Here is a 25,210-nt window from a genome sequence, read left to right as displayed (position 1 = left end):
CTACGGCCGTGTTCCTCGGTGGGGCATCGACCTCGGGTGCCGGAGTCAGCGGCCAGGCCACCCGTTGGTCGACTGGGCTCGCTGCAGACAAGGGCTGGCAAGAGGTCAATCTCGCGACAAAAGAAGGTGTCATCGCGTTTGGAGTCACACCCGGAACCTGTGGGCCCTCGCCGTGTCCGAGCTACCAGGACTTGGTGGCCAAGACCGTCGGCCTGAATCCCTCCGTCGTCGTGGTGGCGGCGGAGCGGGCCGGCACGAATGTGGATCTGCCTGAAGCAGTGGCAACCATCAATGCCGCACTTGCCGCCCTGCGCGTCGGAGTGCCCGATGCTACTCTGGTCGTAGTCGGCCCGGCGGCGCTCAACGGTATGGACGATAGTCGGGCGGCCGAATTGGACAGTGAGGTTCGCGCCGCCGCGGCGCGCGTCGGCGCCACGTACGTTAGTCTGCTCGAACCGAATGTTCTCGATCCATCGATGGTCGCAAGTGACGGTGTCAGTGTGAACGAAGCAGGTCATGCCGCAATTGCAGTCCGTGTGAAAACTGCGCTTTCGTGACGGAACCTGGACCCGGCGCAACCGTCGGGACGTCGGGGTCGGCAACGACTTTTCGCACCGTCCTCGGGGTCACCGTTCTCGGTGCAATCCTTGCCGCTGTCGTACCGCTGGCTCTCCTGGTACAGGTGCCAGACGTCGGCAGAGGACAGGCGTGGATTCTGACTCTGATCCTCGTCGTGTGGGCGGGTCTGCGACTCGCCCTCATCATCGTTGTCGGCCGTCCGATGCTGTTCGACTTCTTCTTCTGGATGTTCGTCTACGTCTTCATGGGGATTGCTCCAACCGTCCAGATCCGAAGTGGTCTCATCTCGCGGACGACGCAAGGTATCGACGAGTCGCTCGAGCTCCCTACGGCCGCCTTGGTCTGTCTCGGCGTCGCCTGCTATGAAATCGGGCGATTGGGTGCCTACGGGCATGAGCGCAGCAAGCTGACGACCGGGATTCGAGAACGGGGGAGTGCCCCCGTTCGGGTGGTGACCCAGGTGCGAACCTGGCCGACCCTGGTGCTCGTCGGCGCGGGCATCGTACTCAGCTTGTATTTCATCTCCAGGGTCGGTGCGGGATCGCTTTTCGGTAGCAGGGATCAAGCCTTTGCCGCGCGTTCAGCGGCGTGGACGGACCCCGCGGTGCGCTCGATCATGTACGCCGGTGCTATCTATCCGTTGTTGGTGGGCATCGGTGCGCTCGTGCAGCTGAGGCGGAGGACGACGGGGCCGCTGTCGATGGCCTATCGCGGCCTGATCGTTGTCGGGATTGCACTCCTTCTCACCGTCGTGAATCCGGTCAGCAGTGCACGCTACAGCCTGGGCACTGTCCTCTTCGCCCTCGCCGTTTTCGCGGGAGCCCTGCTCACCGTCGCGCGTGTTCGAGCGACCCTGACTGCAGCACTCGTCGGATTGATTTTTCTGTTCCCTCTGGCGGATGCCTTCCGGCGCCCGGAAGTCAACTTGGTGCGCAACGGTTTCTTCGGGGAGTACGAGGGGAACCCTGACTATGACGCATTCTGGCAAGTCGCCAATGCATTCTCGTACGGCCTTGACGGGCTGATTGAACCGGGGCGCCAGGCGCTCGGCAGTGTTCTCTTCTGGGTGCCCCGAGGCGTCTGGTCGGACAAGCCTGTGGACACGGGAATTCTGCTTGCCCAATATCGCGGCTACAGCTTTCAGAACCTCTCTGCCCCACTCTGGGCGGAATTACTGGTCAATGGAGGTATCAGCGTACTCATCGTGGGTTTTCTCCTGCTGGGCTACTCCCTGCGTGTCATGGACAGTCGACTTCTCCCCGCGTTCAATGCCGCGGGCTATTGGGCCATTGTCGGCGCGATCTTTCCGGTCTATATGACAATTCTCTTGCGCGGTTCGCTGCTGCAGGCGACGGGAGTGGTGGCGGTCGCGTTGGCGTGTCTGCTTTTCGTCCGACAGCCGGGCAGGCCCCCCGGAAGCGACTCGCTCAGCGGTACGAAGTGGCCAGAGCTTCAGCGATCGCCTGCATCCCGAACCGGTTCCGGCTAGCCAGCGCGCCGGCGCGGCCCATGCTGTGAGTCAGAACGTCGTCGCGTAGAACCGTTGCAACGGCGCCGACGAGAGCCTCGAGAGAGTCATCCACCACAATTCCGCATCCGATCTCAGTGACCGCCGGAGCGAGTCCGCAGCTATCCGTGATGACCACTGGCACGCCGAGTGACATGGCTTCGAGAACTGACATCGGATACGGTTCATCGATGGAAGGCAGAACGTATACGGCGGCCCGCGACAACCGTTCGTTGGTTGCACCCGGGGCCAGGGGTCCCTCCCAGGACAGTACGCCTTTACGACCGGCCGCGTCGATGAGGCGCTGTACCGCTGGCCCCTCTCCCTCATCGGGACCGACCAGGGTAAACGACACCGTCGGGAATTCATCAGCGAGTGCGAGCGCCATTTTCACGAAGAGCTGCGGGCGTTTCCGGCGGGCGAGTCGGGCTAGGTAGAGAACTTCCGTGCCCTCAGCGGGACCGTTCGCGCTCCCCGGCGCCGGTACGCCATTGGCGAGATGCTTCAGATTGAGCGCCGTGCCCGCAACGGCACTGAGATCATTCCGTTCCTGGTCGGTGAGGTAGAACACCACCTTCGCCCCCCTCAGAGCCGGTCGGGTGACGAACGCGTCCAGAGGAATCGCCAATGGACTGTCTGAAGGGTCGATCATTCCGTGAGTCTGCACCACGTACGGTATCCCGGCCTTGCGCAACCAGCGCGCCGCAGGGAGCGTGACGAGGTCACGGGCGGCATGAATGTGCACAACGTCGAACGAGCGCGCGGCCTGCTTGAGCCAGTGCTGCAGGGCGGGTGCGCACAGGCCGGCGAAACCGATACCTGGGATGATCGTTCGGGCGGGGAACAGACGGAGCGGCACCCCGTCGAATTCATGGGGGGCCGCTTCGCCGAATCCGCGGGCGCCGCCGGCTACCACTACGTCGTGGCCTGCTTCACGGAGGGCTTTGGCCTGGTTCAACGCGACGCGAACGGGACCTCCATACTCACCGTTGGGACTGACGAGCGTCACGATGGAGAGCACACGCATTCAGGTCTGGTCCCGGTCCTGTGAGAGTGCTGGTCGTTCCGCGCGCGGAGCTCGCAGAAGTGCCCGGGCGGGCACGGTCCCGGAGACGAGAGCCGTCGCGCCGATAACGCTGTCATGGCCGATCCGGCTTCCACGGAGAACTGTTGCCCTGGCCGCGATCCAGGCGCCGTCTTCCACGATAATCGGCGCATTGTCGAATTCGAATGTCTGCGAGGTGCGGTCATGGCTGCCCGTGCACAGCATGACACCCTGGGAAATGCACACGTCACTGCCAATGATCACCGGCTCGAGATTCAGAATCCAGACCTCTTCACCGATCCACGAGTTGTCACCGACGACCAGTTTCCATGGCCAGTGGATGCGCACGCGATGGCGGATCAAAACATTGTCACCGATCGTGGCGCCGAAAAGCCGAAGGAGCGCCACGCGGAGACGGGGCGGGCACCACCACCGGACAACAACGAGTCCGGAGAGGAGAAGCCAGGCGATCTGCCAGAGCGAATTCCGCCCCCGTTCGTAGCCTGCGCCGGAGAATCCGGCCAGGTTCCGGCGAGGGAGACCTGACGGTTGGGCCATCGGTGGTCTCGCGTCGCTGACTGACATGACGGTCAGTGTACGCAGACAACCGATCAGCGGCTAGATATCCCGTTGAACCATGTGCTGCTAGCTTGTTCGCATGCAACCCCGTCGAACTGAGCGTGGGCAGGCGAGATGAGGGTCCGATGAAGGCAGGTGCGCCGAGGGGTAGACGGCTGAGGCGCGTTCGCGCCAGCATGAACACCATCGTCGGATACTCGATTTCGATGGTGCTCCTGGCTGTCGTCTCGCTTGCGGTCATCCCCTCAATGGTCATGGCAAGCGGCGCGGCAGCGTGGGGAATGATTGCGGCAGGCCAGTCCATCGGCGGCGTGGGTGCGGTGATCGTGGCTTACGGCTGGGGTCTCTCCGGGCCGGCCTCCGTGGCGAGGGCAGACGCGAACATGCGACTCACCGCATATGCGGAGTCGGTTATCTGCAAGCTGCTGATCATTGTGCCCGTCGGCCTTCTTGTTTTTTTGGTGGCCTGGGGTGTCGGTCGCGACTACGCCATCTTCGCCGGAGTCGGTGCCCTGTCCACGGCGACCGTGGGACTGACCGCGAACTGGTGGTTCGTCGGTCTCATGCAACCGTACCGACTCTTGGTTTTCGAAACCGTCCCGCGGGTTCTCGGGACCGGCATCGGCATTTTCTACATGACTCACGGGTCGAGTGCTCTCGTGGGTGTGCTCTGGCAGCTGATCGGTATGGTGACGGCATTCGTGGCCTCCACCATATGGATCCTGCAACCGTGGAGACTCCGTCGACTCCGGTCGCTTCCGCGCAGGCGGATAGGGATGGTGCTTTCTTCGCAGCGGCTGGGTGTCACCTCGACCGTGCTTTCCTCGCTGTATACCTCGACCCCGATTGTCATTGTGTCGTTGATCGCCCCGGGCGCGCAGCCGGTTTACGCCGTTGTCGAGAAGGTGCAGCGCCAGGTGATCGTGGGACTCGGCCCATTCGTCACGATCCTCCAGGGCTGGGTGCCCAAAGCTCGAAGGCAGGACCTCGTCCGCCGAGTCAGGACGGGGCTGGTCGCCGCCGTGGTGTTCGCGGTTGCGCTCGCCGGTCTCATGCTGGCCGTAGCCCCGGAACTGGTGCGTTGGCTCGGCGGCGGCCAGATCAAACCGTCCTTTGTCACCTTGATACTGATGGCGCTGATCACCGGAGTGAGCCTGATCGAGGCGGTCGTCAGCAAGGCCTGCCTGGCGGCATTGCGCAGACTCGATGTGGTGACCAGGGCGACGGCCATCGGAACTCTGGTCGGTCTACCCTGCGTCGCGATCGGAGCCGTGTCCTGGGGGGCAGAGGGGGCGCTCTGTGGTATCTTCGCTGGGCTTTCGCTCAGGCTTCTGCTTGAACTCATGGGCATGCGCCGCGCAATCGCCCAGCGCAGCGAGGATGCGCTCGACGTGACAATGGTTCCGGAAATCGGGGTGAGCGGCTCTTGAGTCAGATCAAAGACGCGATGAGGGCGCTGGCTTGGGCGCTGCCGGCGAGCACGGCTAAGAACCGGCTCCTTCGCTCGATCGGCCACGACATTCATCCGACCGCAATGGCGCGATCCTGTCTCGTCCTTCGGGTCACACAGGTCTCGATGGGAGCGAACAGCCGGATAGGCCGATGGAACCTGCTCAAAAACATGCGCCGGGTGTCAATCGGTGATCACGCAACCATCGGCCGCTTGAACGTTTTTTCATCCCACCCCGTGTACAAGCGGCTCTACCCGGACGGCGCGGCACTGGAAATGGGGCCTCATTCAAAAATTACGAGCCGGCATCAGTTCGATTGCTCCGGCTCCATAGTGATCGGCGAGTACTCCAGTGTCGCCGGGCACGAAACCAAGATTGTGACGCACAGCATCGACGTTCGACGAAATGCTCAGGCGGCATATCCGGTGCGAATTGGAGCCCGGAGTTTCGTCGGAGCGCGCTGTCTGCTCTTCGGCGGCGCTATCTTGCCGGATCGGTCGGTCCTGGCGGGAGGATCGGTGCTCGCCCGTGCGAGATCGGGCGGGTTGCCCGGACTATGGGCGGGTGTTCCGGCCGCGCTCCGCGGGCCGATCGACGGTGAGTGGTTCGAGCGTTCGACCACGGGAACCAGTCGGGTCTTCATCCCGGCTACGGGAGAAACGGTGGAAGACGCGCTTTAGCCGCGGGCAGACAGTGCCCGGAACCATTTGCCGAGCAGTAACGCCATGATCAGCGCGTTGGCGGCCAAGAGAAGGCTGTAGACCACCACGAAAGCACCGGGCCAGCCAGTGAGGATGAAGCTGAGCGAGAGGATCCCGTAGTCGGCCGGCAGCAGAGCAATGGCCCTGGCTCTCGAGGGGCGACGAGCCCCGCCCTCGCCGATGGCCGAGGTCGTGGAGGTTGCGTTGGCTGAACGGCGCAGGAGCAGCTCAGTCAGCAGGCCACCCACGAAGGTGACAACGGACACGACCTGGAATGCGAGGGGCACGAGATACCAGATCGGCTCCGTGGACCAGAAGCGGTACGCCGTGATGAGGATCGCTGCGTGGACGGCGACGATCTTGCCGGCGTCCACGACGTGGTCGAGCCACTCGCCAGCGGGGGAACCGCGGCCGGTCAGGCGCGCGACCTGACCGTCTGCCGAATCCAGCGCAAAGCCGAGAACGAGGAGGACCGCAACGCCGACGGCTCGGATCGGGCTTGGTTCTCCGCTGACCAGGAGAACAAGACCCGCCCCGGTCGCAAGGGCCGACAGCCCGGTCACCTGATTGGGCGTCATCCTGAGCCCAAAACACACCGAGGCCAGCACGCGCCCCAACGGTCGATTGACGTATCGCGTGTACAGCGACACCCCGGTCTGTGCCTTCTGCGCACTCGCAAGCTGTGCGTGAGCTTCACGAAACTGTGTCATCACGGGCCATCCTCGGATTGATTGAGCGTGGGCAGCGTGCCCCGTCCTCGGCACATGTTAGCCCCTCGTCGGACGTCACTCCTCCGGGGCATTGCGGGTGTGGCGCACAGGGCGTACGTTTCCGCCGATCCCACTTTTCGCCAAACGTGAGCAATGCTTTCTTACCCAAAGCGCTCCAAGGCCGCGTGAGGCTGGATTCCATAGTTCATTCGCGGTCATCAGAGCTTTTCGGCGATGAGGCTGTTCACCCGAGGGATAGGTAGCTATGCGTAAGCTTGCCGCAATTTTCACGACCGTGGCTGTCGTGGCCGGACTCGTCATAGCAAGTCCCGTGCCACAACCGGCGTCGGCGCTCTCCGGCGGCGTCGCCTTCAGTGCGGACAACCTGTCGACCTGGCAGACGAACGGCGTTGTCTACGGAGTCGGAACGGTGCACGGAAAAGTCGTGGCGGGCGGAACATTTTCTCAGATCAGGCCGCCCAGCGGCGGTGCGGGAGTGCCGAGGAACCAGGGAACGCTTGCAATTTTCAACGCGGAGACAGGAGCCCCTGACAGCTGTCAGTTCGCCATGACCCTTAATGGGGCCACGCCGACCGTGCGGTCGGTGGTTGCCTCACCCGACGGCAACACCATCTACATCGGGGGCAATTTCTCCTCCGTCGGCGGGGTGAACGCCGCGCGGGTAGCCGCGATCGACCCGGTCGCCTGCACCGTCAAGCCGTTCCGGGTGGCGGGGGTGTCTTCCCTCGTCCGCGGCATGGCTGCCACCTCGTCCACCCTGTACCTGGCTGGGGAGTTCCAGACCGTCGGCGGCCAGGCGCGCAAGCGCTTTGCAGCGGTGGACGCGACGTCGGGCGCGCTTCTGCCCTGGGCCCCGGCGGCTGACACTGTCGGGCGGGCCGTGGCCGTCTCTCCCGACCGCAGCAGGGTAGCCATCGGTGGGGACTTTTTCACGGTCAATGACCAGGATTCCCACTCCATCGCGGTCGTCGATGCGACCACCGGCGCAAACGTGCGTAATTACCCCCTCGGCTTCATCCCGCGTACCTCGGTGACCAAGACCCTGTGGTCGGACGGCACGGCGTTCTACGGGGGCAACGAAGGAACGGGGGGCGGAGTCTTCGACGGTCGCTTCGCCGTCAATTGGAGCACACTCGACCAGACCTGGCGGGACAACTGCCTGGGCGCAACGCAGGCGGTGCTCGAATACCAGGGCACCCTGTATTCCGCGAGTCACGCGCACGACTGCTCATCGAACAACGCCTTTCCTGACGGGAGACGGATGTTTTTGATGGCACAGAACACCTCGGACGCGGCTTTGCTGGGATGGTTCCCGACTTCCAATGACGGTACGGGCGAAGGAATCGGCCCGCGTGCTCTCACCATTGCCACCGGCGCCACAACGGGAAAGAAGTACCTCTGGTACGGCGGTGAGTTCACTGTCATCAACGGCGTAGTCCAACAGGGACTCACACGCTTCGGTCCGGATGACGTCGGTGCGCCGCCCACCCCGGTCGTTGCAGCCGAGGCGCTCACTTCGGGTGCCAATCAGATTCGCTTCCGCACCGTGGTCGACCCTGACGACAGTGCCTTGACGTACAACGTCTACCGGAACGGCGGAGCGACCCCAATCTGGACCGGACCAGCCAACTCGCTGTGGTGGACCCGTCCCCAGGTGACCGTCGTTGACACGAATGTCGCCGCGGGCACGAATTACACCTACCGGGTGACGGCGAATGACGGGGTCAACACCAGTCCGCTGTCGGCGTCAGTAGCAGCCCGCGCCGTCACCAAGGGGGTTGACTATCCCACTCAGGTGATCCAGGACGGAGCCAGGCTGTATTGGCGTCTGGATGAGGTTTCCGGTCCCTGGGCACAGGACAAGTCCGGTGCGACGGTCACCGGCCTGAACGGCCTATACAAGAACGGCGTCACCTACCGGGCGCCTGGCGCGATCGTCGGTGACACCAACACCTCCGCTACGTTCAATGGGACTGATGGCTACATCTGGAGCGACCAGCAGAAACCGGCACCCACCACTTACTCGATCGAAACCTGGATCAAGACGACATCCACCCAAGGGGGGAAGATCATCGGATTTGGGGATGGTCGGCCGAGCACCGGGACTGGCAACACGAACCTGAGCGGGAATTACGATAAACACATCTACATGGATAACCAGGGTCGCCTGACCTTCGGTGTCTACATCGGTCGCACCGAAACGATCAAGACGGCCTCGTCGTACAATGATGATAAGTGGCACCACATCGTGGCGACCCAGAGCGGGTCCGGGATGAAGTTGTTCGTGGACGGCGTCCGGGTGGGCCAGAACGCCACCAGCACCAGCCAGCAATACAGCGGTAACTGGCATGTCGGTGGCGACAACCTGAATGGCTGGCCCAGCCAGCCGTCTAGCGCTTTCTTCGGCGGCCAGATAGACGACACCGCGGTCTATGCATCCGCCCTGAGCGCCGCGCAGATCGCCCAGCACTACACTCTCGCTGGGGGAACCCTCGCCGTTCCGCCGACCCCGACAGACGCGTACGGAGCCAGGATCTACACGGACGAGCCTGATGTGTACTGGCGCCTCGACGAAACCTCTGGAAGCACGGCGAAAGACTCATCGTCCGACGCCCAGAGCGAAGGAGATTACGGCGCTGCAGTCCAGCTGCAGCAGCCGAAGGCGATCAAGGTCGGGACTGCCGTGCAGACCAGCGGAACTCAGGACGGCGGCATTGCGACCAAGACCGCACGCTCATCGGTTGCCCAGTTCTCCACGGAAGCTTGGTTCAAGACGGACACGACATCCGGCGGGAAGATCGTCGGCTTTGAGAACGTCGCAACCGGGCAGGGTTCGAATTACGACAAGCAGATCTACATGACCAATTCCGGGAGCATCATCTTCGGCGTGTACGTCGGGGGCTTCCAACTCATCGAATCACCGGCGGGATTCAACAACAACGCCTGGCATCACGTAGTGGGCACGCAGGGACCCGATGGGATGAAGCTCTACCTGGATGGCACAGAGGTCGGCTCGAACCCTACCAACTTCAACCAGGCGTTTGACGGCTACTGGCGTGCCGGTGGTGGCAACCTCAACAGCTGGCCCTCGCAGCCCGCGAGTCCCTACTTTGCGGGCACGCTCGACGAAATGGCGGTCTATCCGTCGGCCCTGAGCGCGGCGGCCGTCGCGGCTCACTATGAGCTGGGCTCCAACACCGCTCCCGACGTCATGGCGCCGAGCGCTCCCTCCGGCCTGACGTCAACCGTCTCAAACGGCTCCGTCGCGTTGGCCTGGATTCCGTCAACAGACAATGTCGGCGTCACTGGCTACGCGGTGCACCGCGGGTCTGCATCCGGCTTCGTCGCTGACGCCACCAACAAGATCGCCGACGTGACAGCTTCGTCCTATACGGATCCGGGGCTCGCCGACGGTACGTATCATTACGTCGTGATCGCCTACGACGCCAGAGGCAACGCCAGTCCGGCTTCCGCGTCGGTTCCCGCGACGGTGGCGACCCCCGACACTGTCGCACCAAGCGTTCCGACTGGTCTGACGGCGTCGGTGTCGGGGAGTGCGGTTTCGTTGGCCTGGACGGCGTCGACAGACAACGTCACGGTGACGGGTTACTCGGTGTACCGAGGGACTACGGCCGAGTTCGTCGCTGATGCGTCAAGCAAGATCGCGGATGTCTCGGGTGCGTCGTATTCGGATCCCGGTCTGGCTGCGGGGGTTTACTTCTACAAGGTGGTGGCGCGTGATGCCGCCGGCAATGTGAGTGCTGCCTCTGGTGCCGTGGAGGCGACGGTTCAGGCCGCCCCTGTGGGACCGGTGGTCCTTACGACCGGTGCCAGCGAAGACTCGACGACGTACCAGGTGCTTCCCACGACCAACTTCGGGTCCAATAGCCAGTTGTCGTCCCGGGGGGCGGGCACGTCGCTGATCGAGTCGTACCTGAAGTTCGCAATCCCGGCGGCGCCGGTGGGCACTGTGCTCAGCGGGGCGACCCTGCGGGTTCGAACCTCGACCGACTCGACCGCCGCCTCGGTGGACGCCCAGATGTTCAAGCTGCTGAGTGGGAATTGGACGGAGGGCACGGTGAACTGGAACAACCGACCCACCGGTCTGGGACCGGACCTGGGGAGCCTCACCGGCGCATCGGCGACGAACACGGCTTACTCGGTCCCGCTCGATGCGGCGCAGCTGAGAGCTCTCACTGGTTCAACGGTGTCCGTCGCGCTGGTCAGTGCCGGCCTGGACAACCTCCGGCTGTGGTCGACCAACAGCACCAGCGCCACCTATCGCCCACTGCTCACCCTGACCTACACAGCGGGCTGAATGTCCAGCGGTACCGAGGGGCGGAGCACGGCTGACACCAGCCGTGCTCCGTTCCTGCCGTCGATGAACCGCAGACAGCTCCTCCTGGCCGGCGCCTCGACGCTGCTGCTGTCGGCTTGCCAAGCCGCACCAGTGCCAACGCCCGCGCCCGCGGTCTCCGTTCCCCCGGCTGCTGCGGCACGATATGCGATCGGAGATCTCCTCGGAACGACACCGTTCTATGTAGCTCACCGTGGCTCCGGAGACAACTGGGTTGAGCACAGCTTCGATTCGTACAGCCGCTCGATCGCCAGTGGGGCCGAAGCGATCGAAGTCTCGGTCAGCGCCACCTCCGATGGCGTCTTCGTGTGCCATCACGATCTGACGACCAAGCGGATGACGGGTGTCGACCGCTCGATCGCGGAAGTCACCTGGGAGGAACTGTCGCAACTTCGCAGCGACGCGAGAGCCTGGCTCGGCCCAGCGGCTGAAAAGGAGCCGCTGCCGTTGCTCGCGGACGTATTGGATGCCTTCGCCACAACGCACGTGATCTTTCTCGAAGACAAGCAAGGCACCAACACGGAAGCCCTGCTCAAGGTCATGGACAGCTACTCGCACTCCACGGACCATTTCGTCTGGAAACAATGGGCAGGTGCAACCCAATACACACTGGCCGACAAGCACGGTTACACAACCTGGGGATACTTCACTCCGGAACTTTTCGAGCGTGCAGATGAACTTGCACCGCGTTTCGATCTGCTCGGGGTCTCACACCGGGCGACGGATGCGCAGGTGGCCATGTTGGTGGGCTTCGGAAAACCGGTTATTGCGTGGGAGGTGCACTATCGCTCGATGCGTGACCGGATGAGCGACCTGGGCGTGGCCGGGATGATGTGCTCCAATCTGCCCTACGTGACCGGGACGACCGCGGGGAGTCAAAGTGACTCCTTCGGAACCGGGCTGCGGGCCGCCGGCGACCTGCCCTGGACCATTGACGAGGGCACCCAGGTGCAGCCCCTGATCGATGCGGGTGCCGCATCCGTGGCACTGGGCCACCGGGACGTGCAGAGCTACCTAATGGGCTCAATGTGCCCGGTGAGTCCCGGCTCGTATCGGATCACGTGTGAGCTCCGTTGGCCGGAGTCGCTCCCGAGGGCGGAGCAGCACGCCGGGATCGCCTTTGGTGCCGCAGACGACCGGCCCTACCGAGTCAGGGCGGCTAGCGATGTGCCCGGGTACCACATGATTCTTCGGGCGAATGGCTCCCTTGAATTGTTCAGCCGGGTCGCGGGGACGACCGAGGGCACGCGGTTGAAAGCGGTGCTGACTGCCCCACCCCGGGCTTCGGAATGGGTGCGTCTCCAGATCGAAGTCCTCGCAAACAGTATTCGCATTTTGCGACTTGACGGTGAGGGCTGGTCGATGGACATCGATGATGCGAGCTACCGGGGAGGCTATTTCTGGCTGTGCAAGAACTACCAGGACGGACCGCCGGTCGAATTCAGGTCAATCCTCGTCAGTTGATGACCATTCGTTCTGGGCTGTCCATTTCCGCTTCATTTCGGTTCGACAGCATCCGTCGCCCCGGTCAGAAACGGACGTGCCAACCGACCTCTCTCGACACCGCTGTCACATGCTCCCTGCTCGAGAATTCGCCGAAACCGGCTGATTGTAGCGTCTGAGGAAAGGAAGCCGGCAGAGAACCGCCGCCCGGCCGCTCCGTAGGCGGCTGAAGACTCTGCATCACGACCGAGCATCTCCGCTGCGTCCACAAGGTCGCCGGGGACCGCGGCGTTGATTCTGATTCCGCCGCCGGCCAACGCCAGCTCATCGGCGGTGACACTGAATTCATCAGTTGCCGCGATGACAGGTAACCCGGTGTTGAAGTACGTCGTGAGTTTGCTCGGTACGCACATTTCCGTCAAGCCAGGCCGCTCATTGACGAGCAGGATGTCCGCGGCTGAGAGGGTCGCCTGGAACGCTTCTTCGGGTAGGGGATCGATGAATTCAAGACGGCGGTTTACGCCCATGGCTTCGAGTTGATGACGCTTGTTTCCGTCGCCGAGGAGAACGAATCTCACTTTCGATCCCCGCTGCTCTGCGATCTTCGAAGCGTGGACAACGTTCTCGAGGGCCTGTTTGGCACCCATGTTCCCCGCGTGGAGAACGACGATATCATCCGATTTCCAGCCGCGTGTGGTGCGCACTTCTTCCCGACGGTCACCGTTCGGGTAGCCGGTGTGGCACCAATTGCGAACGACCTCGACGGAGTCGGCGTCGATGGCCATCTCCTCAACCAGATAGCGCTTGAACCGCTCGTGGATCACGACGACTGTATTTGCACTGCGGAGGATGGACCGCTCGATCCCACGGAGCAGCCAAGTGGCCAGGTGGCCCCCTGTTCCGCTTTCGGACACTCCGAGGCTATAAATGTCCTGCACCCAAATACAGGTTTTGGTATGGACCAGGCGCGCGCGCAGCATTGCCGCGCCCACGGAGAATAAGGCAGGTGTAACCAGCACGGCTACGTCGGGCTTGTCCCACTTGCTGAATACTGCCCGAATCCCGAAGCTGAGTTCCAAGCCCAGGCGGTTCCACAGACGCGGTTTAGACGGCACACCGTGAGGGACCCTGGTGACGTTGACGCCTCTAATTCTTTCGTGCTCATGCTCGCGCCCGTCTCCGCGCTTGTGGCCGCCGTAGCCGTCGTAGATCCGCCATTGCGGGTAATGCGGATTGCCGGTGATCACCGTGACCGGGTGACCGGTCGCGGTCAGTGCTTCCGAGAGCCCAGCGGTGTAGACGGCGATGCCGGTTGGCTCGGGGGAATAGTTGAGTCCAATGATGGTGACCTTCATCTGCCCGCTCACCGCCCGCGTAAATCTGCTTGATGGGAAACAAACCAGGCGTAAGCGTCTTCCAAGCCGTCTTCGAGGTCGATCGTCGGCTTCCATCCGAGCGCCTGGATGCGAGTGACGTCCATCAACTTCCGAGGAGCGCCATCGGGCTTGCTGGTGTCGAAGGTCAGACGGCCGGTGAAGCGGGTGACTTTCGCGATCGCCGATGCCAGGTCGCTGATGCTGCAGTCAGAGCCGGTCCCGACGTTGACGTGCGACAGCATCGGCGTAGTACTGGTCTGGTACACCTCCCGGTCCAGTTCCATGATGTGCACGCTGGCCGCCGCCATATCGTCTACATGAAGGAATTCCCGTCGCGGGCTGCCGCTGCCCCAGATGACGACCTTATCCTCCCCGCCTTCTCGTGCGTCGTGGAACCGCCTGAGTAAACCGGGGATGACATGGCTGAAGGATGCGTGATAGTTGTCCCCGGGACCATAGAGATTTGTGGGCATCACGCTTCGGTAGTCCCGCCCGTACTGGCGATTGAAGCTCTCGCACAGTTTGATTCCGGCGATCTTGGCGATGGCATACGGTTCGTTGGTTGCTTCGAGTGCGCCGGTCAGGAGCGCATCTTCGGCCATCGGCTGGTTGGCGAACTTGGGATAGATGCAGGACGAGCCGAGGAAGAGGAGCCTCGGAACGCCGAAGTCGTGTGCTGACTTGATAATGTTGGCCTCTATCAGGAGGTTGTCGTAGATAAAATCCGCCGGCGAGGAGTTGTTGGCTTCAATCCCGCCGACTCTCGCGGCAGCGAGATAGGCCTGATCGATGCGATTGCCCGCGAAGAAGGCCCGAACGGCTCGCTGGTCGACAAGGTCGAGTTCCGAATGACTGGCGGTCACGATGTTGACGTAACCCAACGACGTGAGTCGGCGCACGATCGCCGAGCCCACCATTCCGTTGTGCCCCGCGACATAGACAGCAGCGCCGGTGTTGCGGTTCACCAGCTTTCCAAGGAAACGAGGGAGGGAAAACCAAGACTTTTCAGGAGGGCGGCCTTCTGCGCGATCATCAGGTCGGAGGCGACCATTTCCGCGCACATCTCCCGCACGCTGATCTCCGGCAGCCAGCCGAGCTTGAGCCGCGCGCGTGTCGAGTCGCCGAGCAGGGTGTCGACTTCGGCTGGCCTGAAGTAACGAGGATCGACTCGCACGATGACGTCACCGGGGTGAACGGCAGGCGAGATGTCGCCGACGACGCTGTCGACGATGCCGATCTCGTTCAGTCCCTCACCCTCGAATCTCAGGGTGATACCGAGCTCGCTCGCCGACCATTCGACGAATTCGCGCACAGAATACTGGACTCCCGTGGCAATCACGAAGTCCTCCGGTGAACCCTGCTGGAGCATCATCCATTGCAGCCGAACGTAGTCGCGTGCGTGGCCCCAGTCACGAAGAGAGTTCAGGTTTCCGAGGAACAGGCAGGACTCGAGACCTTGCGCGATGTTGGCGATGGCCCGGGTGATTTTCCTCGTCACGAACGTCTCACCGCGGCGTGGGGATTCGTGATTGAAAAGAATCCCGTTGCAGGCGTACATCCCGTAGGACTCTCGGTAATTCACGGTCATCCAATAGGCATACAGCTTGGCGACCGCGTACGGAGAACGGGGATAGAAGGGCGTGATCTCGCTCTGAGGTGTCTCCCTGACCAGTCCGTACAATTCAGATGTCGAGGCTTGGTAGAACCGGACCCTGTCCGTCATCCCCAGCAATCTCACCGCCTCCAGTAGGCGCAGGGTGCCCAGAGCATCGATGTCAGCGGTATATTCGGGCATTTCGAAGCTCACCGCCACATGGGACTGTGCACCCAAATTGTAGATCTCGTCCGGCTGCACGTCCTGGATAATCCGGGTGAGGTTTGATGAGTCGGAAAGATCCCCGAAATGGAGGAAGAAACGCGCGGTTTGCTCGTGCGGGTCCTGATAGATGTGGTCGATTCGCTGTGTGTTGAGCTGCGACGACCGGCGCTTGAGGCCGTGAACCTCGTAGCCTTTGGACAGGAGAAACTCGGCCAGATACGAACCATCCTGGCCAGTCACCCCGGTGATGAGTGCCCTTTTCGGAACCATGGTCGTCCTATCGCTCGCTGTTGCTGAAGTCATGAACCGGTTGGTTGCTCGGCGCGTTGGAGGACAGGGCCTTCAGTGCAAGGCGGAGGGCCGTGCTCGAGGTCGAAACGGTATACGGAAAGTAGATGATTTCTACGCCCACCTCGGCGAATCGGCGCTCAAGTCGGCGACCCTTCTCCGTGCCCTTCCAATCGTCGCCCTTGAAATAAACGTCGAAACGAAGCATGCGCCAGGTATCCAACTTGTCTTCGTCCGTTTCAGCTATCGCTTCATCGACGAAGTCGATATGACGAACGATCTCAAGCCTCTCAGCCAACGGCACCACGGGTAGCGAACCCTTGGTCACGAGGAGCATCTCATTGGTTGCTACCCCGGCGATCAGATGATCGCACTGGCTCCTCGCGTGCTTGAGGATGTTGAGATGGCCAATGTGGAAGAGGTCGAAAGCTCCGCCAGCGTAGCCGACCGTTTTTGCTAAGGCGCTTCCTTCATTAATCGAGACGCTTTCGTTCGCCATCAGTACGCTCCTTCTGCCCGCATGACCATGCGAAATGTGCGCCAGATTATGTAGAGGTCGCCGGTTAGCGACCAGTTCTCGACGTAATACAGGTCGAGGCGCACGCTGTCTTCCCAGCTCAGGTTCGACCGACCGTTGATCTGCCACATGCCGGTCAGGCCAGGCTTGATGTAGAGGCGACGCCGAACGTGAGTGTCATAGGATTTGACTTCCTCGGGCAGCGGCGGGCGCGGCCCGACCAGGCTCATCTCACCGACGAAAATGTTCCACAGCTGGGGAAGTTCGTCGAGCGAATATTTGCGCAGGAGTCGCCCGCACTTGGTGATCCGTGGGTCGTTCTGAATCTTGAACAGCACCCCGGAGGCCTCGTTCTGGTCGAGCAGGCCGGCCAGGTCGTCTTCCGCCGTCTGCACCATGGAACGGAACTTGACCATTTGGAAAGTACGCTCATTGCGCCCGCACCGCTCCTGGTGGAAGAGGATGGGCCCAGGCGAGTCGAGCTTCACTACGATCGCGATGGCCACCAGGAGCGGCCAGAAGATAAGAAGTGAGATCCCGGACACGCCGATATCGAGGATGCGCTTGAGTACGTGCTTTGCGCCCTCGAATTGGGGGATCTCCACGTGGATCAAGGGCAGCCCCTCGACCGGCCGGAAATGGATGCGGGGACCGGCGACGTCCGTGAGCTGGTTGGACAGTACCAGCTCGGCGGATGTCCCCTCCAGCTCCCAGCCCAGGGTGCGGATATACTCGCTCCCTCCGCTGGGAGCGCCTGCGACGATCACCGTGTCGATGGCGAAATTCGTGGCTGCGGCCCCGACATGGGCCAGGTCGGAAACCACCGGGATGGTCCGGTTTCGGACCTTAACCGGGGACTTCGAGCCATTTGCGAGTGCGACCCCCACCACGTAGTAGGTGGCGCCGGCGTTCTCGATCTGGCCGACCACATATTCGACATCGGCGCGATTCCCAACCACGATGACTCGGGCAAGGTAATGGCCGAAGGCCCTTTGGCGCAGCAGCCACCGTCGCCACAGCCAGCGTTCCAGGACCAGGCCGCACATACCGACGGGGAGTGCGAGCACGAAGAAGCCGCGCGCGACATCGACCTGAAACGCCAGGAAGCCGATGGCAAGCAGCCCGAAAGTGAGCGCGCTCGCGTTGATCACCTGCTTGTACTCGGTGGCGCCGATGCCGATGACGCGCGAGTTCCGGGTGTGGAATGCCCCCAGGGTCGCGATCCAGCTGAGCGCGATGAGCAGCGCGACGAGCCAGTAGTCTGCCTGATATCCGCCGACGGATGCCTGGGCACCCTCTCCGCCGAATCTCACGAGCAGGGCCGTCGCGACGGCGGTCATAACGATGCCCACGTCGCTCATCAGAAGTTTCGTCCGAAACTGTCTGGCCCAGACCAGGCCGGACGACTTCGCGTCGACGCTGACCGGGTTCTCGAGAGCCGGTGCCGGAACCAGGGCAAGCTTAGGCTGGGTGATGGGGAGGCGCCCGGCGAGGGGCAGGCGCGGTTGTGGGTGCGTCACCGTCTGCTCACCCCGCCAGCAAGACGCGGTGGAGCGCTCGGTACTCGGCCTGGGTGGGGCCGGTGAATATGGGTCGACGAATAGGTCGACACGTCGCGAACGTCTTCACGTGAATCCTCTGCATTTCGGGTGTACAGAGCGGGAGGGGATTCGCCCGGGAAGCCTGTCTAGGGAACGAGACAACCCGAACAAACAAACAAGTGATGAATCTTCAACTGCTTGCGAGGTGACCATACCCCCGAACGCCCAAGTCGGCTCGGACCCCGAATGGGGGGGGTGCCCCTATGTTCTTGTCAAGCCGCGAGTTGATGGTCGGTTTGATAGAGGGTGCCGTCGCGCAGCATGGCGTAGAGGACGTCGCAGCGTCGTCGGGCGAGGGCTATCAGGGCTTGGTTGTGGCGCTTGCCTTGGTCAATCTTGCGGTCGTAGTAGGCCCGTGAGACCGGGTCGCGGAGGGCGGCGAAAGCCGAGAGGAACAGCGCCCGTTTGAGGATCTTGTTCCCGCGTCTGGACGGGTGCTCACCGCGGATGGAGCTGCCGGAGCGCCTAGTCACGGGGGCCAGGCCAGCGTAGGCGGCGAGGTGGCCGGCGGTCGCGGAGTCCTTGCCGGAGACTTCGGTGAGGAGTCTGGCTGCGGTCCTGATCCCGACTCCGGGCATGCTGATCAGGACGGGGTGAAGAGAGTGAGCCTCCACAAGCCGCTCGACTTCGACGGCGATCTCGTCCCGTTGCCGGCGGAGGGCGGCGAGCTGTTCGGCAAGCTTGGGGCCCAGGACCCGCTCCAACGCAGGGTGGATCTGGGTGAGCAGGCCTCGGATGCGGTTGCTGGTGGCCGTGATCTGGCCGACGACGTCATCGTCGAAGCCGCAGAGCATGGAGAGCTCAGCGACCTGCTCATCGGCCAGCTGCAGTGACCGCAAAGCATGCGGGAGGCTCCTCGCGGCTTGGGCGATGATCGCGGCACCGCGGGCGTCGGTCTTGGCTTCGCCCGCGTGCAGGTCCGCGATGCGCCTCATTGCCAGCCCCGGCAGGTAGCCCACGAGCACGTCTTCGGCCTGGGCGACGGCGATCGGCAGGGCGCCGATGGTCGCGGGCTGATCGACGACGAACAAGACCTGGCCGTGTCGTTTCAGCTGCCCGATCAGCTCGCGGAGCTTCGCTTCGTCATTGGGCAGTGCCTTGTCGAAGAGTTGCTTGCCGGCCCGGTCGAGGGCGACCGCGTGGTGTTCTCCCTTACCGACGTCCACGCCGATGAAGACGTCAACGCTGTCGTAGTTCTCGATCATGAATCCTCCGTCTCAGGTTCCACAAGCCGGCCTGAACCGCGGCATCAAGTCTCGGCATCCACGTTACGAACGGCCTGAGACGAGTCCCGGTCCAGCCCCTATCAGCGATCACCTGATGCCAGTCAGGCCCGGTGACAACACCCCCCGGATCATGGGCGACTGGGGGCAAGAACCATGCCGGGCCTGACAGGCCAACACCCTCACATAACTACGCGATCAAGGGCTACGAAGAAAGTAACGGGGCGGGCGGAGCTCACTAATTTTGGCGGGCGGGCACATCGTGCACAAGGCACCTGCTGTTGCATTAGCGAGCTTCATAACCCGGACGCCATCATCGCGGCAGCGGACCACTTCGACGGGTAGCTTTTTCTCATGACATTCAACGACAACGCGAACATCGGCGGCGGCCGGGTCAGCAAAGGGGCCGCACCACGGGCATCGCAGTGGGCGGCGGCGTGGGTGCGATCGCCCTCTTTCTGCTCTCACAGCTCCTGGGTGTCGACCTGAGCGGCCTGGCCGGCGGCGGCACGCAGCCCGTCGACAGCGACAGCGTGTCGAACCTGGCTGAGTGCACGACCGGCGCCCAGGCGAACGAAGACGTCGAGTGCCGGATCAAGGGCGCCGCGGCGTCCCTCGACGTATTCTGGGCTGAGGAACTGCCCGCCCGCGGAGCCGAATACCAGCAACCGCCGGTTGCGCTGTTCACCGACAGTGTCGGAACCGGGTGCGGCGGTGCCACCAGCGCCACCGGGCCGTTCTACTGCCCGCCGGATGCGACCATCTACATCGACACCGCGTTCTTCGGCGACCGGCGCACCCGCTTCGGCTCGTCGGGCGGCCCGCTCGCCGAAATGTACGTCGTGGCGCACGAATGGGGCCACCACATCCAGAATCTCGAAGGAACCCTCGCGGCCTCCCAGGATGGACAGACCGGGGCCGGCTCCAGCGCGGTGCGCGTCGAACTTCAGGCCGATTGTTTCGCCAGCGCCTGGGCCGGGTCCGCCTCCGACACCCGCGACACCGGCGGAGTGCCCTTCCTGAAGCCCATCACCCCGGCACAGATTCACGATGCGCTCAGTGCGGCATCCGCGATCGGCGTCGACCGCATCCAGGAGTCCATGCAAGGCCAGGTCAACCCGGAGGCATGACCCACGGCTCCAGCGAACAGCGCCAGCGGTGGTTCCAGACCGGCTTCGACGAAGGCGCCGGTAGCTGCGACACGTTCGCTCCGGCCGACGCGGTGCTGTAGAGCGGGCTGGTCAGTTTCGCCTGAGTATGCCGTCGAGTTCGGTGTACTCCTCGCCGGTGACCGGACACACGAACCGGCCGTCGCCCTCGGCCCGCAGGGGCAGGCCGCTGCGCCCGACCCAGCCGGTGCGCCGGGCAGGCACTCCGACCACGAGGGCGTAGTCCGGGACATCCTCGGTAACGACCGCGCCGGCTGCCACCATGGCCCATCGTCCGATCGTCAGCGGGGCGATGCAAACCGCGCGGGCGCCGATCGAAGCGCCGGCACGCACGGTCACCCCCACGAGATCGCGGTCGTCGATGACGCGGATCGTCCCGTCGGGAGTCACGGCTCGAGGATGCGTGTCATTGGTGAAGACCGCCGCGGCGCCCACGAAGACCCCGTTTTCCAGGAGGGTCGGCTCGTAGATGACGGCGTAGTCCTGGATCGTACAGTGCCGCCCAACCACGACGCCGGGTCCGATATAGGCGCCGCGGGCGAGAACGCACTCGGGGCCCAACCGCGCGTATTCGCGCACCTGCACCAGCGGGTGGATCGTGCAACCGGGGCCGATGACGGCGCTCGGATCGATCTCGGCCGACGCCGCGACTCCCATCACGGCCCCTCGGGCGGCAGGAAAAGGGTCGGGTGCTCCGCGAGGGGGCGGAGGAATCGACGAAGCAGAAGCGTATTCACGGTGATTCCCTGCAGTTCGGATTACAGGTCGGAGAAGTGCTGCCGCGGTGGGTGCCGCGTGCGCCGCTGCCGGGAATCCTCGCACGACATCTGCGAACAATCTGACGTTTTCTCAGCGTGTCACAGCACGGAATGTACCCCCGTTCGGACGCGAGCTACTAGGACCTCTTCGGGGGACAGCCTGGTTCGGGAAATGAACGCGCTGCGAGCCGGAGTCTTCCCCGATCGGCCTACGGACCGGGCTGCGAGGCAAAAAAAGAAGGCCACCCCAGTAGAAGCCTGGGAGTGACCTTCAGTGGCCCCGACCGGCGTCGATCCGGTGACCTTTCGATTTTCAGTCGAACGCTCTACCAACTGAGCTACAGGGCCAGAAGTGGCTTCGAAAAGCCGCTCCAAGGAAAAAAACCCTCTCTTCCGAAAGGGCTTGTTGCCTGTGCGACCCTGACCGGACTTGAACCGGCGACCTCCGCCGTGACAGGGCGGCGCGCTAACCAACTGCGCTACAGGGCCTCGTAAGAAGAACTAACGAGAGTGGAACTTTGTCTAGCTGTTTTCGTACTTTCTTATTCTTGCACATCCCAGACCGGCAGGATGCGTAGCCCCAACGGGATTCGAACCCGTGTTAACGCCGTGAAAGGGCGCCGTCCTAGGCCGCTAAACGATGGGGCCGAGACGCCATAGACCTCATGGCTTCCGACGCATAAGCATACGGTCTACCGCCCGGGAATCTCAAATCGAGAGCAAAAAGTGTTCCTCCCGGGGGTGTCGCAGGCATTGAGCCCGTGAATTTCCCCGGTTTCGCTTGACGGGCCGCTAGATTCAAGGGGGGTGATTTTGCCCTGTAGTTGTTACTCTGAGCCGTTCTCAAGCAGTAGCAGATGTGTGTAACGAGCCCGATCGGGGAGTAATGAAGCGCACGGCAGTTCTCTTCAGCCGGGAAGCACGAGCGGGAAAGGGGGGTGACGGATCCGCGGGCAGCAGGCGCAGTCGCCGCTACCGTGTCAGCCTGGCGACCGGTTTCGTCGCTGCCCTCTCCCTCTTTATCTCCCTCATCGGTCCGGCCAGCCCGGCCCAGGCCATCGACTATCCAACGTGGCAGGACGTGCAGAACGCCAAGTCCAACACGGCCGCCGCCTCGGCGCAGGTCAGCCAGATCCAGGGCCTGATCGCCGACCTGCAGACCCAGGTGGCGCAGACCCAAGCCGAGTCCGAGGCCCGCGGAGCGGAACTGCAGGCGGCGCAAGAGAAGTTCGACGAGGCCAGCCGGCGCGCCGCCGACCTCGAGGCGCAGTCCGCTGCAAGCTCCGCGGTGGCGGCGACCGCGACTCGCCAGGCCGGCCAACTTGCCGCCCAGCTCTACCGCACCGGCGGCACCGACCTGAGCGTGAACCTCTTTCTCGACGGCGAGGGGCGCGGCGAAGACGCCGATGCGCTCCTGTCCAAGCTCGGCAGCATGAGTAAGCTCGTCGAACGCAGCAGCAGCGTCTACGAGCAGGCGCAGACCGCCACCAACGTGGCCGAGTCTCTGGGTGACCAGGCCAAGGTCGCCCAAGCAGAGCGCGAGAAGCTCCGCATCGCGGCGGAGGAAGCGCTCGTCGCCGCGCAGGCCGCCGCGCAGGCGGCCGCCAAAGCCCTGGCCGAATCGGAGGCGAAGAGAGTCGAACTCGACGCCCAGCTGGCGTTCATGCAGGATGCGCAGGCAACCACGTCGGCCGGCTACGAGGCCGGCGTGGTCGAGCGGGCGCGACTGGCCGCCATCGAAGCGGAACGGGTGCGCGTCGAGCGCGCTGCGGCCAGCGCGCGGGCGGCCGCAGCGGCCGCGGCTGCAGCGGCCGCGAGGCCGAGCAACGGGGGAGGCTCGTCCAGCAGCTCCGGCGGCTCCGGCGGCTCCGTCGGCGGCGGTGGCTGGGCGGTCCCCTCCGGCGGGCGAATCACGGACGGCTACGGCCCGCGTGCGCAGATCTGCGGCAACGACGGCTGCAGCAAGGGCTTCCACAGCGGCACGGACCTCGGCGCCGGCTGCGGTTCGGGAATCTACGCGGCCAGCAGCGGCACCGTCGTCTACGCCGGTCTCTACGGAACCTACGGCAACTTCATTTTGATCCAGCACGCGAACGGCATCTCCACCGGGTATGCCCATATTCGCTCGGGCGGCATCTTCGTCTCCAACGGCGAGAGCGTCTCCGCGGGGGAGAACATTGCCAGCGTTGGGGAGACCGGTGCGGCCAGCGGCTGCCACCTCCACTTCGAGGTGCGCACCAACGGCAGCCAGATCAACCCGGTTCCGTTCATGTCGGACCGGGGCGCGTCCCTTGGCTAGGGACACCGACCGACGGGGGTGGCGCAAGAAGCCCTCCCGTCTGTTCGCGGCGGTCGCCCTAGGAGCGGTCTCGGCATCCGTGGGCGTCGCGGCGCCGGCGGCGTTCGCCGAGCCCGGCTACCCCAGCTGGGACGAGGTGGCGAAGGCCAAGCTCAGCGAAGCAACCAAGCAGGCCGAGATCGAATCGATCACCGAGCTTCTCCAGGGCCTGCAGGTTTCGGCGACGGCGGCCACCAAAGCCTCGCTGATCGCGGCGGAGGCCTACCGGGTCGCGCTGGACGACCTCGAAGCGGCCACGGCCCGTGAAGCGAGCCTGGCGAAGCAGGCCCAGACGGCGGAGGCCCGTGCCGCGACCTCGAAGCTGCGGGCTGGCCTGATCGCAGCCCACCTGGCGAAGACCGGCTCCCAGGATCTGTCGCTGAGCCTGTTTCTCAACGGCGACAACTCCGATGAGTTGCTTGGGCGGCTCGGCACCGCGAGCAAGCTGAGTGAGCAGTCGGACACGATCTACCGCGAAGCGCTGCAGGATAAGAACACCTCCGAGTCGCTCGGGGAGCAGGCGGCATCCGCTGCCGAGGAACGCACCCGGCTCAGCGCGGAATCGCTGGCCAGGTACGAGGCGGCGAATGTGGCCGCGCAGGCCGCCGCGACGGCCTACGAGACCGAGCAACGGCGCTCCACCGAGCTGTTCGCGCAGCTGGCCCTGTTGAAGGACACCACGGCCGAGGCCGAACGCGCCTACCGAGCCGGTCAGGATGCCGAGGCGGCGACGGAGGCCCTCGCCCGGTCGCAGGCGGCGGCCGCCCAAAAGACCGCAGCCGACGCCCAGAAGGCCGCGGGCGGCAAGAGCACGCCCCGGCAGCCCGCGCCCCAGCCCGCAGCACAGCAGCCCGCGTCACGGCCGGTCACCCCGGCCCAGGCGGCCCAGCCGGCAGCCCCGGCAGCCCCTGCGGCTCCGGCCCCAGCTGCCCCGGCAGCTCCTGCGGCTCCGGCCCCCGCGGCCCCTGCGGCTCCGGCCCCCGCGGCCCCGGCCCCGATAGCCGGAGCGGTCGACACGGCGCTGTCATTCGCCACCCAGCAGCTCGGCGACCGCTACGTGCTCGGCGGCTCCGGGCCGAACGTCTGGGACTGCTCGGGGCTGACCAAGGCCGCCTACGCGGCGGCGGGCATTTACATTGGCTCGCACTCGGCCACGAACCAGTACCGCACCATGGCCAACGAGGGTCGTCTGGTTCCCTTCAGTCAAGCTCAGCGCGGCGACCTCGTATTCTGGGGTGGGGGCGGCGACTACTACCATGTGGCTATCTACGTGGGCGGCGGCAAGATCCTCGAGGCCCCGAACCCGTCCTCGCCCGTGCGCATCCATGGCATCTGGTCTGCCGGCGACGTGGCTCCCTACGTGGGCCGACCCGGCTGACCGGCGAAACGATCACCGGGTTGTCTGGTGCGTGGGCATCTCGGGCGTGTCTGCGAATTCGTGTCACCACACCACGATCGCGCTCAGGACAGCTCCGTCCCGGTAGGTGAGGGCGGGTTTGTCATCGCACCATTCTGGGGCTGCCAGTGCGTGATTTCGTGGTGTCCGGATCTGGTGAGTGCACCGGCCGCAGCCGTGGATATCGGCTGCGATGGCCTGGGTTGCCGATCCGCAGAAGGTGCAGGGCAGGCCGTGTTCGACGTGGACGTGGCCAAACCCGGGCGCCCGGCAGGCCGGACACTCGGTTGAGAGACGCTGGGCCATTTTTTCTCACAGTGCCCGGATGGCTG

At 64.0% G+C, this 25,210-nt stretch carries 19 protein-coding genes, 3 tRNA genes and 1 pseudogene; 9 read left to right on the top strand and 14 right to left on the bottom strand.

The genetic code is table 11. The features are described 5' to 3' along the window. The first annotated feature begins 194 nt into the window (after positions 1-194). Entirely contained in the window at positions 195-557 is a 363-nt protein-coding gene (locus E3O22_RS04765; RefSeq protein ID WP_104102512.1) for a hypothetical protein, read from the top strand. Continuing rightward, positions 554-2,068 carry a hypothetical protein gene (locus E3O22_RS04760; protein WP_134393995.1) on the top strand — a complete coding sequence of 505 codons (1,515 nt, stop codon included), beginning with the start codon at positions 554-556 and terminating at the stop codon, positions 2,066-2,068. Before E3O22_RS04765 ends, E3O22_RS04760 begins: the two co-directional genes overlap by 4 nt. Here the strand turns inward: E3O22_RS04760 and E3O22_RS04755 are convergent. Together E3O22_RS04755 and E3O22_RS04750 are read right to left on the bottom strand one after the other, a co-directional pair. Then, positions 2,007-3,113: a glycosyltransferase gene (locus tag E3O22_RS04755; protein WP_134393994.1), complete on the bottom strand. Its 1,107-nt coding sequence runs from the start codon at positions 3,111-3,113 to the stop codon at positions 2,007-2,009. The two genes, E3O22_RS04760 and E3O22_RS04755, sit on opposite strands and share 62 nt — an antisense overlap. Beyond that, positions 3,114-3,716: a putative colanic acid biosynthesis acetyltransferase gene (locus E3O22_RS04750; protein WP_233191495.1), complete on the bottom strand. Its 603-nt coding sequence runs from the start codon at positions 3,714-3,716 to the stop codon at positions 3,114-3,116. 170 nt (positions 3,717-3,886) lie between these two features. Between E3O22_RS04750 and E3O22_RS04745 the strand changes: the two genes are divergently transcribed. Next, a complete protein-coding gene (locus tag E3O22_RS04745) occupies positions 3,887-5,140 on the top strand; it encodes a lipopolysaccharide biosynthesis protein (RefSeq protein WP_134393993.1) in 1,254 nt (417 codons plus the stop codon). Beyond that, on the top strand, positions 5,137-5,841 hold the full coding sequence (locus E3O22_RS04740; protein WP_104102499.1) for a DapH/DapD/GlmU-related protein: 705 nt from the start codon (positions 5,137-5,139) through the stop codon (positions 5,839-5,841). The genes E3O22_RS04745 and E3O22_RS04740 overlap by 4 nt, the downstream gene beginning before the upstream one ends. Here the strand turns inward: E3O22_RS04740 and E3O22_RS04735 are convergent. After that, positions 5,838-6,440, bottom strand: coding sequence for a CDP-alcohol phosphatidyltransferase family protein (locus E3O22_RS04735; protein WP_233191494.1), 603 nt, complete (start codon positions 6,438-6,440; stop codon positions 5,838-5,840). The genes E3O22_RS04740 and E3O22_RS04735 overlap by 4 nt on opposite strands. A gap of 397 nt (positions 6,441-6,837) precedes the next feature. Here E3O22_RS04735 and E3O22_RS04730 point away from each other — a divergent pair, with 397 nt between their 5' ends. After that, entirely contained in the window at positions 6,838-10,911 is a 4,074-nt protein-coding gene (locus E3O22_RS04730) for a LamG-like jellyroll fold domain-containing protein (RefSeq protein ID WP_134393992.1), read from the top strand. Next, the gene (locus E3O22_RS04725) at positions 10,912-12,414 is read left to right on the top strand and encodes a glycerophosphodiester phosphodiesterase family protein (protein ID WP_134393991.1); all 1,503 of its coding nucleotides are present in this window, start codon (positions 10,912-10,914) and stop codon (positions 12,412-12,414) included. It begins immediately after the preceding gene. Between the two features lie 32 nt (positions 12,415-12,446). On the opposite strand, the gene E3O22_RS04720 is transcribed toward E3O22_RS04725, so the two are convergent. From E3O22_RS04720 to E3O22_RS04695, 6 genes are all read right to left on the bottom strand, one after another. After that, positions 12,447-13,748, bottom strand: coding sequence for a glycosyltransferase (locus E3O22_RS04720; protein WP_166784556.1), 1,302 nt, complete (start codon positions 13,746-13,748; stop codon positions 12,447-12,449). An 8-nt stretch (positions 13,749-13,756) separates the two neighbouring features. Next, a complete protein-coding gene (locus tag E3O22_RS04715) occupies positions 13,757-14,734 on the bottom strand; it encodes a GDP-L-fucose synthase (protein ID WP_134393989.1) in 978 nt (325 codons plus the stop codon). Further along, on the bottom strand, positions 14,731-15,858 hold the full coding sequence (gene gmd / locus E3O22_RS04710; RefSeq protein ID WP_134393988.1) for a GDP-mannose 4,6-dehydratase: 1,128 nt from the start codon (positions 15,856-15,858) through the stop codon (positions 14,731-14,733). The genes E3O22_RS04715 and gmd overlap by 4 nt, the downstream gene beginning before the upstream one ends. 7 nt (positions 15,859-15,865) lie before the next feature. Further along, positions 15,866-16,375, bottom strand: coding sequence for an adenylyltransferase/cytidyltransferase family protein (locus E3O22_RS04705; protein ID WP_134393987.1), 510 nt, complete (start codon positions 16,373-16,375; stop codon positions 15,866-15,868). Beyond that, entirely contained in the window at positions 16,375-17,913 is a 1,539-nt protein-coding gene (locus E3O22_RS04700) for a sugar transferase (protein ID WP_241976517.1), read from the bottom strand. Before E3O22_RS04700 ends, E3O22_RS04705 begins: the two co-directional genes overlap by 1 nt. A 293-nt stretch (positions 17,914-18,206) precedes the next feature. Beyond that, the gene (locus E3O22_RS04695; protein WP_134393986.1) at positions 18,207-19,199 is read right to left on the bottom strand and encodes an IS110 family transposase; all 993 of its coding nucleotides are present in this window, start codon (positions 19,197-19,199) and stop codon (positions 18,207-18,209) included. A 443-nt stretch (positions 19,200-19,642) separates the two neighbouring features. Here E3O22_RS04695 and E3O22_RS04690 point away from each other — a divergent pair. Continuing rightward, a pseudogene (locus E3O22_RS04690) lies at positions 19,643-20,448 on the top strand (neutral zinc metallopeptidase). A gap of 10 nt (positions 20,449-20,458) precedes the next feature. Here the strand turns inward: E3O22_RS04690 and E3O22_RS04685 are convergent. The 4 genes from E3O22_RS04685 to E3O22_RS04670 form a co-directional block, all read right to left on the bottom strand. Continuing rightward, on the bottom strand, positions 20,459-21,043 hold the full coding sequence (locus tag E3O22_RS04685) for an acyltransferase (RefSeq protein WP_134393985.1): 585 nt from the start codon (positions 21,041-21,043) through the stop codon (positions 20,459-20,461). Between the two features lie 376 nt (positions 21,044-21,419). Beyond that, positions 21,420-21,492: transfer RNA gene (locus E3O22_RS04680), tRNA-Phe, on the bottom strand. Between the two features lie 67 nt (positions 21,493-21,559). Next, positions 21,560-21,633 (bottom strand) — tRNA-Asp (locus E3O22_RS04675). 86 nt (positions 21,634-21,719) lie between these two features. Continuing rightward, positions 21,720-21,792: transfer RNA gene (locus tag E3O22_RS04670), tRNA-Glu, on the bottom strand. A gap of 238 nt (positions 21,793-22,030) precedes the next feature. Here E3O22_RS04670 and E3O22_RS04665 point away from each other — a divergent pair. Both E3O22_RS04665 and E3O22_RS16610 read left to right on the top strand, forming a co-directional pair. Continuing rightward, on the top strand, positions 22,031-23,443 hold the full coding sequence (locus tag E3O22_RS04665; RefSeq protein ID WP_134397076.1) for a M23 family metallopeptidase: 1,413 nt from the start codon (positions 22,031-22,033) through the stop codon (positions 23,441-23,443). Beyond that, positions 23,436-24,860, top strand: coding sequence for an NlpC/P60 family protein (locus E3O22_RS16610; protein WP_134397075.1), 1,425 nt, complete (start codon positions 23,436-23,438; stop codon positions 24,858-24,860). The genes E3O22_RS04665 and E3O22_RS16610 overlap by 8 nt, the downstream gene beginning before the upstream one ends. Before the next feature lie 63 nt (positions 24,861-24,923). Here the strand turns inward: E3O22_RS16610 and E3O22_RS16680 are convergent, their stop codons facing one another. Further along, positions 24,924-25,184 (bottom strand): DUF6671 family protein, encoded by a 261-nt coding sequence (locus tag E3O22_RS16680; RefSeq protein WP_370448421.1) that lies wholly within the window; start codon positions 25,182-25,184, stop codon positions 24,924-24,926. Between the last annotated feature and the right edge of the window lie 26 nt (positions 25,185-25,210).

The sequence above is a fragment of the Cryobacterium sp. TMT2-18-2 genome (assembly GCF_004402245.1).
GTDB lineage: Bacteria > Actinomycetota > Actinomycetes > Actinomycetales > Microbacteriaceae > Cryobacterium > Cryobacterium sandaracinum.
The sequence above is the reverse complement of the archived record's forward strand: the minus strand, read 5'-3'. Positions and strand labels throughout refer to the sequence as shown.

Excerpts from the sequence above, each read along its gene's own strand:
- E3O22_RS04755 (WP_134393994.1), bottom strand. The coding sequence starts at position 3,113 with ATGCGTGTGCTCTCCATCGTGACGCTCGTCAGTCCCAACGGTGAGTAT.
- E3O22_RS04750 (WP_233191495.1), bottom strand. The coding sequence starts at position 3,716 with ATGTCAGTCAGCGACGCGAGACCACCGATGGCCCAACCGTCAGGTCTC.
- E3O22_RS04745 (WP_134393993.1), top strand. The coding sequence starts at position 3,887 with ATGAACACCATCGTCGGATACTCGATTTCGATGGTGCTCCTGGCTGTC.
- E3O22_RS04735 (WP_233191494.1), bottom strand. The coding sequence starts at position 6,440 with ATGACGCCCAATCAGGTGACCGGGCTGTCGGCCCTTGCGACCGGGGCG.
- E3O22_RS04730 (WP_134393992.1), top strand. The coding sequence starts at position 6,838 with ATGCGTAAGCTTGCCGCAATTTTCACGACCGTGGCTGTCGTGGCCGGA.
- E3O22_RS04725 (WP_134393991.1), top strand. The coding sequence starts at position 10,912 with ATGTCCAGCGGTACCGAGGGGCGGAGCACGGCTGACACCAGCCGTGCT.
- E3O22_RS04720 (WP_166784556.1), bottom strand. The coding sequence starts at position 13,748 with ATGAAGGTCACCATCATTGGACTCAACTATTCCCCCGAGCCAACCGGC.
- gmd (WP_134393988.1), bottom strand. The coding sequence starts at position 15,858 with ATGGTTCCGAAAAGGGCACTCATCACCGGGGTGACTGGCCAGGATGGT.
- E3O22_RS04705 (WP_134393987.1), bottom strand. The coding sequence starts at position 16,375 with ATGGCGAACGAAAGCGTCTCGATTAATGAAGGAAGCGCCTTAGCAAAA.
- E3O22_RS04695 (WP_134393986.1), bottom strand. The coding sequence starts at position 19,199 with ATGATCGAGAACTACGACAGCGTTGACGTCTTCATCGGCGTGGACGTC.
- E3O22_RS04685 (WP_134393985.1), bottom strand. The coding sequence starts at position 21,043 with ATGGGAGTCGCGGCGTCGGCCGAGATCGATCCGAGCGCCGTCATCGGC.
- E3O22_RS04665 (WP_134397076.1), top strand. The coding sequence starts at position 22,031 with ATGAAGCGCACGGCAGTTCTCTTCAGCCGGGAAGCACGAGCGGGAAAG.
- E3O22_RS16680 (WP_370448421.1), bottom strand. The coding sequence starts at position 25,184 with ATGGCCCAGCGTCTCTCAACCGAGTGTCCGGCCTGCCGGGCGCCCGGG.